The sequence below is a fragment of the Comamonas sp. CAH-2 genome, assembly GCF_009668305.1.
GTDB lineage: Bacteria > Pseudomonadota > Gammaproteobacteria > Burkholderiales > Burkholderiaceae_C > Comamonas > Comamonas aquatica.
In genome coordinates, this window is the sequence record NZ_VSWF01000001.1 from 142,400 (window position 1) to 158,591 (window position 16,192).

Here is a 16,192-nt window from a genome sequence, read left to right on the forward strand (position 1 = left end):
AACGACCCATGCTAAACCCGTGTAACACCCGCCATCCGCGGGTGCTGCCATCGCCATGTGCGCACGCGTCGGACGGGGCCTTTGCCTGGGTAGGTGTGCGCTGACGGCAGTCTATCCAAAGGATAGGCATCAAAAGTGGTGCTGGCGCTTATGGAGAAAGCGCGAGCAGCTATGGAAGTTGATAGCGCTCACGTGCAGGAGCGAGGGCTGTACGGTGTGCAACGGGCACGAGGAGGTGGGGCGCCACAAGTCGCGTGCGCGTCACCAAAAATTACAAATTCACTGCACTGAAGCATCTGGGTGAATCCAGGTTTCATTGACGGCCAAAGGGCGGTAGGGGAACCGCGGCTGCACCCACCACCACACCGATGGCGCCAGACGCAGGTTCTTGGTGTGGCACAGTTGGCTGTAATACCCCCACAAAAAAGCCCAACCGGTAGGTCGGGCTTGGTGGGCTGCGCTCAGGGCAGGGCCAGGGAACGCGGCAATTGCAGCGTGGGTTATTGGATGGTGGCGCCCGAAGCTTCCACCACCGCCTTGGAGTTGGCGAAGTCTGCGCGGTACATCTTGTCAAACTCGGCAATGCTCATGGCCTTGGGTTCGGCGCCTTGGGCCAGGATGGCTTCCTGGGTTTCGGGCTTGGCCAGCAGCTTGTTGACTTCGGCATTCATCTTGGCCGTGATGTCGGCTGGTGTGCCAGCCGGCATGAACAGGCCGTACCAGGTGCTGACATCAAAGCCCTTCATGCCCTGTTCCTGCATCGTAGGCACATCGGGCAGCGAGGTGGACCGCTTGGCCGAGGTTACGGCCAGCGGGCGCAGCTTGCCGGCCTTGATCTGTGCGATGGCCGAAGGGATCGAGGAGACCAGCAGGTCCACGTTGCCGGCAATCGCATCCATCAGCGCGGGGTTTGAGCCCTTGTAGGGCACGTGGGTCAGCTGCACGCCCGCTGCTTTTTCGAACATGTGGCCAGCAATGTGGATGCTGGTGCCGTTGCCGGGCGAGCCGTAGGTAATCTTGGAGGGCGAGGCCTTGGCGGCGGCCACCACGTCGGCAATGCTCTTGTAGGGCGAGTTCACGCTGGTGGCGATGATGACCGGGGTGTAGGCAATGTGGGCCACCGGCGTCAGGTCCTTGGTGGGGTTCCAGGGCAGGTTCTTGTACAGGTAGGGGCCGAGGATCAGGTTGTCCTTTTGGCCCATGACCATTTCATAGCCTGTGGCAGGGGCCTTGGCCGCCTCGGTGATGCCGATGGTGCCGCCGGCGCCGGCCTTGTTCTCGGGAACAATGGTCCACTTGGTGGCTTCGGTCAGCTTGTTGGCGATCACGCGCGACAGGATGTCTGTACCGCCGCCGGGGGGGAAGGGGATGACCAGCCGGATGGGTTTGCCGGGGTATTGGTCTGCTGATTGTGCGAGCACGGGGGCGGCAGCGCCTGCGGCCAACGCCAGGGTCGTGCAGGTAATCAGTGTGCGGTACATGAAGGTCTCCAAAAAACTCAGACATCAAAACTGCGGCTGGAGGCGCAAAGCACAGCGAGCCAGCCGCTTTCAAGCAGATTTGTGGGCCGTTGGATGGCACGGGGGTGCAGGCCATCAGGCATGGAGTACCGGGTGAGCGCCTGTTTGCACGTAGCCTGCAGGGGTGGCCTGCAGATTGATCACTGGCTGCAGACACCGATCAGATGGTGCAGCACTGTGTGGCCCACGTAGCGCAAACAGGTTCTTGGGATAGCCGAATGTTAGCGCTGGAATCCTTCTCAAAAGACGGATCCTGCAAAAAATGCCTGCTGTTGGTGCATCAAGGCCGGTGCTCAGGGGTTGCGCACATCGGCCAGCACCGGATTGCCGAAGTCGGCACGCTCCAGCCAGGCCAGGACCCGTGCAGCGGCTTCGTCGGCCGACGTCAGTGCCCCTGAGCTGTGCAACTGGGCAAAGCGCTGCACGTCCGGGAAGGCCTGGCTGGAGGCGCTACGCAACTGGCGTTGCATGTCCGTGTCGATAACGCCAGGGGCCAGCGAGCAGATTTTGGCGCCATTCGGTTTGAGGGCTTCGTCCAGCGCCACGGACACCGAGAAGTTGTCCATCCCGGCCTTGGCGGCGCAATAGGTGGCCTGCGAGGCGATGGCGCGGCGGCCCAGGCCGGACGAGATGTTGAGCACCTGGCGTGGAATCTCCCAGGCCTCGGTAGCCTGCAGGAACGCGGCGGTCAGCAGCATTGGGGCTTCCAGGCCCACACGCAGGGCCTGGGCAATCGCATTCCAGTCGCTGTCTGCCAGCGGGGCGATGGGGGGGATGACCCCTGCGTTGTTGATCAGGACCACGCGGGCGTAGTCGCCGGGTGATTGCGCGCGGAGCCAGTCTTTCAACTGCTGGGCAGCAGCCTGCGGTGCGGCCAGATCGTGCTGCCATTGCAGCAGCGTGGCGTGGCCTTCGCGGGCTGTGGCGTCCAGGTCTGCGTTGCGGTGGCGCGCAATGCCCACCAGGTGGTGGCCCTGGCGCAGGATCTGCCGGGCCATGGACAGGCCCATGCCGCGCGAGCCGCCTGTCAGGATGTAAAGCTGAGGGTTCATGCGCCGTATCGTAGCGGCTCCAACCGGCGCATGAACCCTCAGGGGGGCGATCAACCGCCCAGGTAGGCTTTGCGCACGGCGTCGTTGCGCAGCAGGTTGGCACCGGTGTCTTCCAGCACCAGCTGCCCGGTTTCCAGCACGTAGCCGCGGTCGGCAATCTGCAGGGCGCGGTTGGCATTCTGCTCCACCAGGAACACCGTGACGCCTTGGCTGCGGATGGTCTGGATGATGTCGAAAATCTGCGCAATGATCAGCGGCGCCAGGCCCAGGGTGGGCTCATCCATCAACAGCAGGCGTGGCTTGGACATCAGCGCACGGCCAATCGCCAGCATCTGTTGCTCGCCGCCCGACATCGTGCCCGCGCGTTGTGCCGCACGCTCCTTCAAGCGTGGGAACAAGTGGAACACGTGGTCCATGCCCGCTTCAATGTCGTGCTTGTTCAGGAAGAAGCCCCCCATCTGCAGGTTCTCCGTGACGGTGAGGTCCGGGAAGATGCGCCGCCCCTCGGGGGAGACGGCGATCCCGCGCTGCATGATGTGGTGCGTGGGCAGGCTGGTGATGTCCTCGCCTTCGAAATGGATGGTGCCGCTGGATGCGCGGGGATTGCCGCATACCGTCATCAGCAGCGAGGTCTTGCCGGCGCCGTTGGAGCCGATCAGGCTCACGATCTCGCCCTTGTTGACATGCAGCGACACCTTGTTGACGGCGCAAATCGAGCCGTAATGCGTGCTGATGCTGTCCAGCTCCAGCATCGGTGGATTTGTGCTCATCATGCCTCTCCCAGGTAGGCCTTGATGACCCGTTCATTGTTTCTGACTTCCTCCGGCGTGCCATGGGCAATCGGCTTGCCGTATTCCATGACGGTGATGCGTTCGGAGACGCCCATGACCAAGCCCATGTCGTGCTCGATCAGCAGGATGGCGACGCCGTACTGGTCGCGCAGCTGGCGGATCAGGGCTTGCAGATCGAGCTTTTCCTGGGGGTTCAGGCCGGCGGCGGGTTCGTCCAGCATCAGCACCTTGGGCTCGGTGATCATGCAGCGCGCGATTTCCAGGCGGCGCTGGTGACCATAGGCCAGGTTGCCTGCTTCGCGGTTAGCGAAATCGCGCAGCCCCATGTAGTCCAGCCAGTGCAGGCTGCGCTCGATGGACTCTGCTTCCTGGCGACGGAAGCTGGGGGTGTTGAACAGGCCGGCCAGGACGGAGGCGCGGTTTTTCTGATGCTGGGCCACCAGCAGGTTTTCCAGCACCGTCATCTTCTTGAACAGCCGTACGTTCTGGAAGGTGCGCACGACGCCCTTGCGGGCGACCGTGTGGCTGCCCAGACCGGCAATGCTGGCGTTCTGCAGCAGGATGCTGCCGCCTGTGGGGTTGTAGAAACCACTGATGCAGTTGAACACCGTGGTCTTGCCGGCCCCGTTGGGACCGATGATGGCGAGAATCTGCTTCTCACCCAATTCGAGGCTGACGCCATCGACCGCAAGCAAGCCGCCAAAGCGCATGCTCAGGTCCTTGACGTCCAACAAATGACTGCTAGGCATGCTGGAGTGTTTTCTTCAAAGAGTGCATGGGATAGATGGGGTCAGGCGCTGCGTTTGGCGGGCACCTTCACATGGTTGCGCGTGACCGGGAACAGTCCCTGGGGGCGCCACACCATCATCAGGATCATGACGAGGCCGAAGATCAGCATGCGGTATTCGGAGAACTCGCGGGCCAGCTCTGGCAGCACGGTGATCAAAATGGCCGCGACAATCACTCCCAGCTGCGATCCCATGCCTCCCAGCACCACGATGGCCAGAATCAGGGCCGACTCGATGAAGGTGAAGGATTCGGGGTTCACGATGCCTTGGCGCGCCGCGAAGAACGCGCCCCCAAAGCCTGCGAACATGGCCCCCAGGGTGAACGCGGACAGCTTGATGTGCATGGGGTTGAGCCCCAGCGAGCGGCAGGCGATCTCATCCTCGCGCAGGGCTTCCCAGGCGCGGCCGATGGGCATGCGGATGAGGCGGCTGGAGATCCACAGCGTCACCACTGCCAGCATCAGTGCCATCAGGTACAGGAAGATGACCATGTGCACGGAGCTGAACTCCCAGCCCATGAACTGGTGGAAGGTGGTGGCGCCTTCGACGCTCGGATTGCGTGTCATTTCCAGACCCAGCACCGTGGGCTTGGGAATACCGGAAATCCCGTCAGGGCCACCGGTCCAGTCGTTCAGGTTGATCAGCAGAAGGCGGATGATTTCACCAAAGCCCAGCGTCACGATGGCCAGGTAGTCACCGCGCAGTCGCAGCACGGGAAAGCCCAGCACGAAGCCGAACAGGGCCGAGGCGGCACCTGCCAGTGGCAGGGCCTCCCAGAAGCTCCAGCCGGCCCAGTGGAACAGCAGGGCGTAGGTATAGGCGCCAACGGCATAGAAGCCGACAAAGCCCAGGTCCAGCAGGCCAGCAAAGCCCACCACAATGTTCAGGCCCAGGCCCAGCATGATGTAGATCATCGCCAGGGTGGCAATGTCCACGGCGTTGCGTCCGGCAAAGAAGGGCCAGGACACGGCCATCAGCAAGGCGGCGAACACCAGGGCGTTGCGCAGCTTGGGTGTCAGTGCCGGCAGGCTGGGCATGCGCAGGCCCTGGGTGGCACCGCGCAGGGCGGGCTTGAGCAGTTGCACCACGAACACCAGCACAGCGGCGCCGAGGACGTAGTTCCAGTGCGGCTCCAGCGTCATGCGGCCGCCGACGCGCTGCAGCTGCAAACCAAAGATGGGGGTGACGACCACGGCGGTGATGACGGCTGCCATCAGGGCCGGGCCCAGGTTCAGGAGAAGGCGTTGCATCAGACTTTCTCCACTTCAGGCTTGCCCAGCAGACCTGTGGGGCGGAACAGCAAGATCAGCACCAGCAGGCTGAATGCCACGATGTCCTTGTACTCGGAGGAGATGTAGGCAGCCGCCAGGGTCTCGGCGACGCCCAGGATCACACCACCCAGCATGGCGCCGGGGATGCTGCCGATGCCCCCCAGCACGGCGGCGGTGAAAGCCTTGATGCCAGCCAGAAAACCGATGAAGGGGTTGAGCTTGCCCACGGCCAGGGCAATCAATACGCCGCCCACGGCCGCCAGCATTGCCCCCAGGATGAAAGTGAACGAAATCACGCGGTTGGTGTTGATGCCCAGCAGGCTGGCCATGTGCATGTCCTGGGAGCAGGCGCGCGAGGCACGGCCCATGCGCGAGTGCTTGATGTACAGGGTCAGGGCAATCATCAGCACGACCGCCACGGCAATGATCAGCACGCGGGTGTAGGGCACGAAGACCTCGAATCCGCTGCCCATCTCAAACTGGAAAGCACCAGGCAGCAGCGAAGGCACGGCCATGTCGCGCGCACCCTGGCCCAGGGCGACCCAGTTCTGCAAGAAGATGGACATACCGATCGCGGAGATCAGCGCCACCAGCCGGGGGCTGCTGCGCACCGGCTTGTAGGCCACCTGTTCGACGGCAAAGCCATAGATGCCGGTGATGACCACGGCCACGATGAGCATCAGGCCGATCACCATCCAGATGGGCACGGTGCCCTGGATGCCGACGGCCGACAGGGTCACCAGCCCCACGTAGGCACCAATCATGTAGATGTCCCCGTGAGCGAAATTGATCATGCCGATGATGCCGTAGACCATGGTGTAGCCGATGGCGATCAAGGCGTAGATGGCCCCGAGTGAGAGCCCGTTGAAAAGCTGCTGTAGCAGTTGGGGGAGAAAGTCGTTCATGTGCGCAAAGGCCTAACTAAATTGGAGGGCGCAGCAATACCCGTGTTGAACTGAAAAGCCCACAGGCTTGGTGCAAAGCGCTGTGGGCTTGGTCAGTGGCTACGGATTACTTGGTTGCAGGCGTCTTGCTGCCGTCCTTGTGCCACTGGAAGATCTGGAAGTCGAACGCGTTCAGGTCGCCTTGCTTGTTCCAGGACACAGGGCCGATCACGGTGTTGATGGTCGCCTTGTGCAGGTGGTCGGCCACCTTCTTGGGATCGTCACCCACGGCCTTGATGCTCTCGGCGATCGCCTGCGTTGCCGCATACGCGGTCAGCTGGAACGCGCCGGATGGATTGCGCTTCTTGTCCTGGAATGCCTTCACGATGGCCGCATTCTTGGGGTTGGTGGAGAAGTCAGCAGGCAGGGTCACCAGCATGCCTTCGACGGCATTGCCGGCAATCGCATTGACTTCAGGGTTGCCCACGCCTTCGGGGCCCATCATGCGCACCTTCAGGCCTTGCTCGCTGGCCTGGCGCAGCAGCAGACCCATTTCGGGGTGGTAGCCGCCGTAGTAGACAAAGTCGACGCCCGCGCTCTTGAGCTTGGTGATGATGGCGGAGTAGTCGCTGTCGCCGGCGTTGATGCCTTCAAACAGGGCCACGTTGACCTTGGCCTTTTGCAGTTGGTCGCGCACGGACGAGGCAATGCCCTGGCCATACGACTGCTTGTCGTGCAGCACGGCGACCTTGGTGGGCTTGGCCTTTTCGATGATGAACTTGGCGGCGGAAGGACCTTGTTGGTCGTCGCGACCGATGGTGCGGAAGATGTAGTGGAAGTTCTTGCCTTCGGTCAGCGCGGGCGACGTGGCCGAAGGGGTCACCACCACCACGCCTTCGTTGTCATAGATGGGGGCTGCGGCAATCGCAGCGCCGGAGCAGACGGGGCCGATCATGTAGCCGATCTTGCTGTTGACCACGCGGTTGGCAGCCACAGGGCCTTGCTTGGGTTCGCAGGCATCGTCCACGGTGGTGACTTCGATCTTCTTGCCATTGATGCCGCCGGCCGCGTTGATTTGTTCCACGGCGGTGGAGACGCCTTCCTTCACCATGTCCCCGTACTGGGTCAGCGGACCGGTGGTTGGGATCACCATGGCGAACTTGATGTTTTGTGCGTAGGCTTGGCTGGTGACGGCTGCGCCCAGCAGGCCCAGGGTTGCCACGATGGTTTTCAATTGAAACGAAGCACGCATGGTTGTATGTCCTCTTGGTTGGTTTTGCATCCGGCATTTGCATGCCCTTGAGGGATAGCTGCAAATTGCATGCCTGATGCGCGAGGTGCCAAGCTTAAAAATTTGCTAGCAAAAGGCGCAACCGGGTTTGTCTCTATGGCGCTGCGTGCAGAGGGAAAGTTTGCAAATCGCTGCGGAGAATCAAGATTAATGCGCGCGTGGTCGCTTATTTAGAATTTGCTGTTGTGGCATGGGGTAAGCCCGGGTGCTCAAAACGGAGCCGGGCTTTGAACCTGCAACGGGCTGCCGGATACCGGGTGCTGGAACTGCAACATGGTCGCGTGCAGCAGCAGTCTGGGGGCCATGGCGACGACGGCCGCAGGGGCGTACAAGGCGTCGCCCAGCATCGGGTGACCCATGTGGGTCATGTGCACCCGCAATTGGTGGGAGCGGCCAGTGATGGGTTCTAGCCACAGCCGGGTGCTGTGCGGGGGAATTCCGCGCTGGTCGGGATGCAACTGGTAGCGGGTCTGGCTGGGCTTGCCGGTCTCTGGACACACGATCTGCAACGGGCGGCGCTCCCAGTCGCACACCAACGGGGCATCCACCATGCCCCAATCCTGTTCGGGCGCAGCGACCTGGCCGAAGACCACGGCGGTATAGCGCTTGTGCACTTCCCGTGCGGCAAATGCCTTGCCCAGGTCGCTTTGCGCTGTCTTGGTGCGCGCCAGGATGACCAGACCCGACGTGGACATGTCCAGGCGGTGGACCACCAGGGCATCGGGCCAGTGCTGCAACGCGCGGTGGATCAGGCAGTCCTGCTTGTCCTCGCCGCGGCCTGGAACGCTCAGCAGGCCGGAGGGTTTTTCGAGCACCAGCAGGTGCTCGTCTTCATACAGACAAGAAGGACGGGGCGCAACAACAGTCATCAGGGCTTTTGGTGGAGGAGGCGGTCCACCGTCTCGCACAGTTCGTCCACATCGTTCGGTTTGTGAATCAGGGCCAGGGCCCCGGCGTCCAGGGCCTGGGCCTCGATCTCGGCGGTGACATAGCCGGATGCCAGTGCGACGGGCAGGTCCGGGCGGATGCGCTTGGAGTCCCGCACCAGATCCACCCCGCAATACCCGGGCATGTTGTAGTCGGTCACCAGCAAGTCATAGGCATGCGGGTTCTGCTCCAGGGCTGCCGTGGCTTCGCGCGGATCCAGGAAGCCCGACACCTGGTAGCCGCGGCGGCGCAGCAGGCGCTGCACCAGCGATACCAGGGCGTGGTCATCGTCCACATACATGACATGCGGGCGCTCCTGCACGGACGCGGCGGCGTGGGCTGGGGGAAGCGTGCAGATGTGAGATGTGACAAAGCGCGGCGGTGGCACCGTCGGGGTGGAGGCCAGGATGTTGACCGGGAAGTACAGGGTGAACGCGCTGCCCTGGCCGAGTTTGCTGGTGACGTCCACCGCGCCCCCATGGGTGCGCATCACGCCGTGCACCACCGCCAGCCCCAGGCCGGTGCCCTGGCCCACGGGTTTGGTGGTGAAAAAGGGCTCGAAGATGCGTTGCAGGGTCTCGGGCGACATGCCGGGGCCGTTGTCCTGCACCGTGATGGCGATGTAGTCGCCCAGGCTCAGACCCAGCCGTTCGCACAGGCGTTGCTCCGACATGCTGAGTGTGGCCTCCATGCGCACCAGTCCGCGGTTGTCGCCAATTGCGTGCACGGCGTTGGTGGTCAGGTTGAACAGCGCCTGCTCGACCTGGGTCGGGTCGGCCAGCATGTGGGGCAGCTCCGGGGGGGCATCCACCTGCAGTTCGATCGCGGGTGGCAGGGTGACGCGCAGCAGGCGCTCGGTGTCGCGCATCACCTCCGAGGCGCGGACCGCATAGCGCTTGGGCGGCTCGTTGCGGCTGAAGGTCAGGATCTGGCGCACCAGATCGCGTGCCCGGCGGCCGGCTTTCTCGATCTCCAGCAGGCTTTCCATGGCCTGCGGGTTGTGGCTGCAATCGGCCTTGGCCAGCTCCACATTGCCAAGGATGGCCCCCACGATGTTGTTGAAGTCGTGCGCAATCCCGCCGGCCATGGTGCCCAGGGCCTGCATCTTGTGCGACTCGCGCAGTTGCAGCTCCAGTTCGCTGCGCTGGGCCTCGGCGCGCTTGCGGCTGGTCAGGTCGCGGGCGAAGACGGTGGTGATCTCGCCATCGGACAGGCGCTCGAAGGACATGCCCACTTCCACTGGCAAGGTCTTGCCCGTGGCGGTGAGGGCGGTCATCTCGCCCAGCATGGCCTGCGTGGTCAGCGGGGCGAACTCCAGGGCGTGCACGGCATCCGGCAGGAAGCGCGACAGCTTGCTGCCCATGGCATCCGTGGCCGGGCACAGGAACAAGGCCGCCGCTGTGGGGTTGAAAACCGTGATGCACTGGTTCTGGTCCACGCAGATGATGGCGTCCAGCGAGCTGTTGATCACCGACTCCAGGCGGCGTTCGCTGGCATGCAGCTGGTCGTTGCGCTGCTGCAGTTGCTGGCGTTCGGCCAGCAGCGGGCCCTGGTCCACCAGGGCGCACATGAATTGCGCGATGGTTGGGCCTTCGCGCTGGGGAATCTGGATGCAGGCGATGTGCAGGTCGCCCTGCATCTGCTCGCCGTTGCCCAGGCTGAAGACCACTTCCTGCACTTCGCTGCGCCCGGCCTGGCGCGCCAGCACAAAACCCTCGGCCACGCGGTCGCTGTCGGCGGGGCTGACGAGCGGCATGAACGAGACAAACAGCCGGTCATGGCCTTCGGCCTGGAAGGCGTTGTAGGCCATGGCATTCGCCTGGATGACCATGTCATGCTCATCGAGCACCAGCAGGGGCAGGGGCACGCTGGAGAACAGGGCCTCGAAGCGCTCCGAGGCACTCTCGGCCACGGCCTGGCTGTAATCCAGCACCTTGTTCTGGATTTCCAGCTCGTTCTGGTAGTTGCGCAGCTCGGCGATCAGGGCCGCCAGCGGGTCGTCGCTCAGCGATTCCTCGCTCACCTGCAGCGCCGGCAGCACATCCAGCGCGGCGGGGTCCAGTTCGGGCAGCAAATCCTGGACGGGCGTGGAAGCGTCTGCTTCGCGGGTGATCAGAAAGGAAAGGTCTGGACGACTCATGGGCGGCAGCACCGGCAGCGGGACGTGGAGGCGCAGTGTAAGCGCCCTCCGTGAAGGGCACGACGGGAAACCCCCAGAGGACTGGGGATCAACTCAGGTAAGCCGCCAGCGGAGGGCAGGTGCACACTATGTTGCGGTCGCCATAGACGTTGTCGATACGCGACACTGGCGGAAAATACTTGTGCGCCAGTGCGGTCTGGCCAGCGGCCTGCTGGCGGCTGTAGGCGTGCGGCCAGGGCTCTTGCAGCAGTTGCGCAGCAGTGTGCGGGGCATGCTTGAGCGGGTTGTCGTCCCGGGTCCAGTCGCCGCGTTCGATCTGGCGGATTTCCTCGCGGATGGCCAGCATCGCGTCGATGAAACGGTCCAGCTCCGACAGCGGCTCGCTTTCCGTGGGCTCCACCATCAGCGTGCCGGGCACGGGGAAGGACAGGGTCGGTGCGTGGAAGCCATAGTCGATCAGGCGCTTGGCCACGTCCTCGGCGTTGACGCCGCTGCTGTCCTTCAGGGGGCGCAGGTCCAGGATGCATTCGTGCGCCACCAGCCCGCCGGGGCCGGTGTACAGCGTGGGGTAGTGGCCTTGCAGGCGGGCGCTGATGTAGTTGGCGTTGAGGATGGCCGTCTCCGTGGCGTGGCGCAGGCCGTGCGCGCCCATCATGCGGATGTACATCCAGCTGATCGGCAGCACGGAGGCATTGCCATACGGTGCGGCCGAGATCGCGCCGACCGGGCTGGCCTTGGCGCTGGCCGGGTGCCCGGGCAGGTAGGGCACCAGGTCGGCGGCCACGCAGACCGGGCCCACGCCGGGGCCACCACCGCCGTGCGGAATGCAGAAGGTCTTGTGCAGGTTCAGGTGGCTGACGTCGCCGCCGAAGGCGCCGGGCGCCGCCACGCCGACCAGGGCGTTCATGTTGGCACCGTCCACATAGACGCGGCCGCCGTGCTGGTGCACCAGGTCGCACAGCGGGCGCACGGAGTCCTCGAACACGCCATGGGTGCTGGGGTAGGTGATCATGATGCAGGCCAGCCGGTCGCTGTGCGCCTCGCACTTGGCCTGCAGGTCCGCCATGTCGACGTTGCCCTGCGCATCGCAGGCCACCACCACCACCTGCATGCCGCACATCTGGGCGCTGGCCGGGTTGGTGCCGTGGGCGCTGGACGGAATCAGGCAGATGGTGCGCTGGGGCTGCCCCTGGGCGGCGTGCCAGGCGCGGATGGCCAGCAGGCCGGCGTATTCGCCCTGCGACCCGGCGTTGGGCTGCAGGCTCACGTCGGCATAACCGGTGATGCGCGACAGCCACTGGCGCAGCTGCTGGTCCAGCAGGGCATAGCCTTGCTGCTGGTCGGCCGGCGCGAAGGGGTGGATGTGGGCGAAGTCCGGCCAGGTGATGGGCAGCATCTCGCTGGTGGCGTTGAGCTTCATGGTGCACGAACCCAGCGGGATCATGCAGCGGTCCAGCGCCAGGTCCTTGTCCGACAGGCTGCGGATGTAGCGCAGCATGGCGGTTTCGCTGCGGTGGCGGTGGAACACCGGGTGCGTCAGATAGGGGGAGTGGCGCTGCAGCGCCGCCGGGATCAATGGGGCGGCCTGGTGGTCCAGCGCCGGGGTGCCGGTGGCGCCAAACAGGCGCAGCAGCAGGGCCACATCGGCCGGGGTGCTGGTTTCGTCCAGCGAGATGCCCAGCGCAGATTCAGAGACTTTTCGCAGGTTGACGCCCGCCAGCTCTGCGCGGGTAGCTATATTGATTGCAGCATGCGGCACGCGCACGGTCAGGGTGTCGAAGGCCGTGTCGTGGACCAGGGCATGGCCTTGGGCCTGCAGGCCCTGGGCCAGGGTGGCGGTCAGGCCGGCAATGCGCTGCGCCATCTGGCGCAGGCCGTCGGGGCCGTGGTAGACCGCATACATGCTGGCCAGCACGGCCGGCAGCACCTGGGCTGTGCAGATGTTGGAGGTGGCCTTTTCACGGCGGATGTGTTGCTCACGCGTTTGGAGGGCCAGGCGCAGGGCGGGTGCGCCCTGGCTGTCCACGCTGACCCCGACCAGACGCCCGGGCAGGGAGCGCTTGTAGGCATCTTGGCAGGCCATGAAGGCTGCATGCGGGCCACCGGCCCCCAGCGGCAGGCCCAGGCGCTGGCTGCTGCCGACCACGATGTCGGCGCCCCATTCGCCGGGCGGCGTCAACAGCGTCAGGGCCAGCAGGTCGGTGGCAACGATGAACAGCGCCTGCTGCTGGTGGCTGTGTGCGGCCGCATCGCGCCAGTCGGTCAGGGCCCCGGTGCTGCCGGGGTACTGCACCAGGGCACCAAAGTGCGGCGCTTGCAGGGCGGTGTGGAAGGCCGCGTCGTCTGCGGGGCAGTCCAGTTGCCAGCCCAGGGGCTCGGCGCGGGTGCGCAGCACGGCCAGGGTCTGAGGGTGGGTGTCAGGATGGACCAGGAAGGTGTTGCTGGGCGAGGCTGCGCTGCGGCGCGCCAGCGCCATGGCTTCTGCAGCGGCGGTGGCCTCGTCCAGCATGGAGGCATTGGCCACGGGCATGGCCGTGAGGTCGCAGACCAGGGTCTGGAAGTTCAGCAGGGCCTCCAGGCGTCCTTGCGAGATTTCGGCCTGGTAGGGGGTGTAGGCCGTGTACCAGGCAGGATTTTCCAGGATGTTGCGCTGGATGACGCCCGGTGTGTGGGCGGCGTAATAGCCCTGGCCGATGAAGCTCTTGAGCACGCGGTTGCGCGCGGCGATGGTCTTGAGTTCGTGCAGCGCCTCGGCTTCGCTGAGTGCCGGGGGCAGGTCCATGGGGCGATCCAGCACGATGTCGGGCGGCACCAGCGCATCCATCAGGGCCTGGCGCGAGGGCTGGCCGATGGCGCGCAGCATGTGTGCTTCGTCCGGCGCACTGGGTCCGATGTGGCGCCGCGCGAAGGCGTCGCTCTCGTGCAGTTCAGACAGGGGTGCTTGCAGTCGCTGATTCATCATCCCACCTTCCCTCTCATCGATACAGTGCGCGGGCCGGGTTGCGGCTGCGGCGGCAGGCACGCAGCCACCCCGATCTGGGCGGCGCAGGCCCAGAGCAGGGTGCAGGCGCTCAGGCGCTGGCGGCGAAGTTGCCGTAGGCGGTTTCGTCCATCAGGCCGTCGAGCTGGCTGGGGTCGCTGAGCTTGACCTTGAAGAACCAGCCGGCGCCCAGCGGGTCGGTGTTGGCCAGCGAGGGATCGGCGCGCAGGGCTTCGTTGACTTCGACGATCTCGCCGGTCACGGGCATGAAGACGTCGGCCGCGGCCTTGACGGACTCGACCACGCCGGTCACGTCGCCCTGCTGGAAGGTGGTGCCCACGGCGGGCAGGTCCACAAACACCACGTCACCCAGGGCGTCCTGGGCGTGCACGGTGATGCCGACGATGGCGGCTTCAGGCTGGGCTGCATTGACCCATTCGTGTTCTTTGGAAAATTTGAGGCTCATGGGAAAAACTCCGTGATGCGAGAAAAGGCAAAAAGCGTGCCGCAGGCCGGCGCGCGTTGGCTCACACTGTAGCCGGGTTGGCAGGCGCCGACGGCGTTGCCAGCGGCTGCGGCCTAGCTTTTGCGGTAGCGGGTCCCTATGAAAGGCAGAGGAATGACCTCCATGGGCACGGGCTTGCCGCGCACCAGGGCATCCAGCCGGGTGCCGTGGGCGGCGCAGTCGGGCGGGACATAGCCCATGGCGATCGGACGGTCGGTGCTGGGCGAGAGCAGGCCGCTGGTGACTTGGCCGACCGCGATGCCCCCCGGGCGGTGCAGAGGACTGCCGTCGCGCACGGGGATGCGCTCCATGGCGTGCAGGCCCACGCGCACGCCGGCCACGGGCGCCTGGCCCTCGATCTGCGGCAGCACCACGTCGGCGCCGATGAAGCCGCCGGCACGCTGGCCCCCGGTGCGGCGCACCTTGGGGATGCTCCAGTTCAGGGCAGCCTGGGTGGGGGTGGTGCGCTGGTCCATGTCGGTGCCGTACAGGCACAGCCCGGCCTCCAGGCGCAGCGAATTGCGGGCACCCAGGCCGGCGGGCAGCACGCCTGGCTGCTTGAGCAGCCAGCGCGCCAGGGCATCGGCGTGGCTGGCGGGGATGGAGATTTCAAAGCCATCCTCCCCGGTGTAGCCGCTGCGGGTGATGTAGCCGCGTGCATCCTTGAAGTCGAACGGCGTGCCCTGCATGAACAGCAGCGGGCCGGTGGCCGGCACCGGGCGCTGCAGCACGGCGGCGGCCTGCGGGCCTTGCAGGGCCAGCAGGGCCATCTCGGGCAGGGGCTGGACCTGGCATTCGTGGCCGATGTGGGTCTGCAGCCAGGTCAGGTCTTCGTGCTTGCGGGCGGCGTTGACGATCAGCAGGTAGTCCTGGCCACGGTTGATGACCATCAGGTCGTCGAGGATGCCGCCGTCCTCGGCCAGCAGCAGGGCGTAGCGCTGACGGTGCAGGCCCAGGTCCATCACGTCGATGGGCAGCACCTGTTCGAGCGCGGCGGCGGCCGAGGGGCCGCTGACGCTGATCTGCCCCATGTGCGAGACGTCGAACAGGCTGACTTTCTCGCGCGTGTGCTTGTGCTCGGCCAGCAGGCCGGCGGGGTATTGCACCGGCATGGCATAGCCGGCAAAACGCACCATGCGCGCACCCAGTTCCAGGTGCAAGGCGTGCAAGGGGGTGTGCAGGGCGGGCGCCTCGGTGGGCGGCACTGTGGTCATGGCCTGGTCCTCGTTCTTGGTGGTTGGAACGATTCTAGGGGGCTGCCGCCGCTTGTAGCTGCGCGTTGTAGCGGGACCGCACGTGCAGTTGACAGCGCCGTGGCGGGCGCACCTGGACGGGGTGCGCCGCGCACGGGCCATGCCTGGCAGGAGCCGCTGGCGCTGGTTTCACCTGAATTTCAGAGCAAAAAGTGCCCGAAGTGCAGGCAGGGCGTGCGCCAGCAGCTCTCTTTTTGAGTGAATGTGCTCAGTGGGGGCGTACCTCGAAATAGCAGCCTTCCTCGCCGCCCAGGCCTTGCATGCCGGCTTCGGCCGCGGCGCGGGCGGCCTTCATCCAGCGTTGGTAGATGGCCTTGGCATCGTCGGTGATTTCCTCGGGCGGGGCGTCTTCCAGACGCTCCAGCGTGCGCAGGGCGTCGGCCACCTGGGCCTCGCCGCCAAGCTGGCGCGCCAGTGTGCGGGCGTAGCGGGTTTCGGCGCGCTGGCGCTCGAACTCCGGCAGGCCGGGGTAGTCGCACAGGGCCACGGTGAAGCAGGGTTGGTCTTGAACAGTATCGGTTGCGAACATGGATATGTATAAAACAACAGTGACTGTATGAATGTACAGTTTTTTGTGGCCGCTGCGCAAGTGTTTTTTGCAGGGCCCATCACCCGGGGGGCCACTGCGTCGGTCGCCGTGGCGCGGTGGCTGGCGGGCCGCGGGTCTGCGTGGCTGCCTTGGTGGATTCACTAGGTAGTGGCTTCACCCGTGCGACAGCGCGATGCGGGTGGGCATTTCACAATGCAGGCGCAGGCCCCGAACGAGGGCCGTTTCCATCCATGACCACCA

General features: G+C 65.0%; 13 protein-coding genes. All 13 read right to left on the bottom strand.

Annotation, left to right across the window (positions count from 1 at the left end; genetic code table 11):
* Nucleotides 1–500: 500 nt before the first annotated feature.
* On the bottom strand, nt 501–1,481 hold the full coding sequence (locus FYM52_RS00665; RefSeq protein WP_154162679.1) for a tripartite tricarboxylate transporter substrate binding protein: 981 nt from the start codon (nt 1,479–1,481) through the stop codon (nt 501–503).
* Nucleotides 1,482–1,813: 332 nt separating this feature from the next.
* Nucleotides 1,814–2,572: an SDR family NAD(P)-dependent oxidoreductase gene (locus FYM52_RS00670; protein ID WP_154162680.1), complete on the bottom strand. Its 759-nt coding sequence runs from the start codon at nt 2,570–2,572 to the stop codon at nt 1,814–1,816.
* 50 nt (nt 2,573–2,622) lie between these two features.
* The gene (locus tag FYM52_RS00675) at nt 2,623–3,324 is read right to left on the bottom strand and encodes an ABC transporter ATP-binding protein (protein ID WP_043378083.1); all 702 of its coding nucleotides are present in this window, start codon (nt 3,322–3,324) and stop codon (nt 2,623–2,625) included.
* A gap of 17 nt (nt 3,325–3,341) precedes the next feature.
* Nucleotides 3,342–4,112: a high-affinity branched-chain amino acid ABC transporter ATP-binding protein LivG gene (gene livG, locus FYM52_RS00680; RefSeq protein WP_042412585.1), complete on the bottom strand. Its 771-nt coding sequence runs from the start codon at nt 4,110–4,112 to the stop codon at nt 3,342–3,344.
* Nucleotides 4,113–4,153: 41 nt separating this feature from the next.
* Complete coding sequence (locus FYM52_RS00685) at nt 4,154–5,401, bottom strand: high-affinity branched-chain amino acid ABC transporter permease LivM (protein WP_154162681.1); 1,248 nt, start codon at nt 5,399–5,401, stop codon at nt 4,154–4,156.
* Nucleotides 5,401–6,327 carry a high-affinity branched-chain amino acid ABC transporter permease LivH gene (livH, locus tag FYM52_RS00690; RefSeq protein WP_042412591.1) on the bottom strand — a complete coding sequence of 309 codons (927 nt, stop codon included), beginning with the start codon at nt 6,325–6,327 and terminating at the stop codon, nt 5,401–5,403. Before livH ends, FYM52_RS00685 begins: the two co-directional genes overlap by 1 nt.
* Before the next feature lie 106 nt (nt 6,328–6,433).
* Nucleotides 6,434–7,558, bottom strand: coding sequence for a branched-chain amino acid ABC transporter substrate-binding protein (locus FYM52_RS00695; RefSeq protein ID WP_042412594.1), 1,125 nt, complete (start codon nt 7,556–7,558; stop codon nt 6,434–6,436).
* A gap of 248 nt (nt 7,559–7,806) precedes the next feature.
* A complete protein-coding gene (locus tag FYM52_RS00700) occupies nt 7,807–8,466 on the bottom strand; it encodes an RluA family pseudouridine synthase (RefSeq protein ID WP_154162682.1) in 660 nt (219 codons plus the stop codon).
* Entirely contained in the window at nt 8,466–10,664 is a 2,199-nt protein-coding gene (locus FYM52_RS00705; protein WP_154162683.1) for a PAS domain-containing sensor histidine kinase, read from the bottom strand. Before FYM52_RS00705 ends, FYM52_RS00700 begins: the two co-directional genes overlap by 1 nt.
* Before the next feature lie 88 nt (nt 10,665–10,752).
* Complete coding sequence (gene gcvP / locus FYM52_RS00710; protein ID WP_154162684.1) at nt 10,753–13,623, bottom strand: aminomethyl-transferring glycine dehydrogenase; 2,871 nt, start codon at nt 13,621–13,623, stop codon at nt 10,753–10,755.
* 112 nt (nt 13,624–13,735) lie between these two features.
* Nucleotides 13,736–14,110: a glycine cleavage system protein GcvH gene (gcvH, locus tag FYM52_RS00715; protein WP_154162685.1), complete on the bottom strand. Its 375-nt coding sequence runs from the start codon at nt 14,108–14,110 to the stop codon at nt 13,736–13,738.
* A gap of 113 nt (nt 14,111–14,223) precedes the next feature.
* Complete coding sequence (gene gcvT, locus FYM52_RS00720; protein ID WP_154162686.1) at nt 14,224–15,363, bottom strand: glycine cleavage system aminomethyltransferase GcvT; 1,140 nt, start codon at nt 15,361–15,363, stop codon at nt 14,224–14,226.
* Nucleotides 15,364–15,610: 247 nt separating this feature from the next.
* A complete protein-coding gene (locus FYM52_RS00725; RefSeq protein WP_042412606.1) occupies nt 15,611–15,931 on the bottom strand; it encodes a hypothetical protein in 321 nt (106 codons plus the stop codon).
* Nucleotides 15,932–16,192 lie beyond the last annotated feature (261 nt).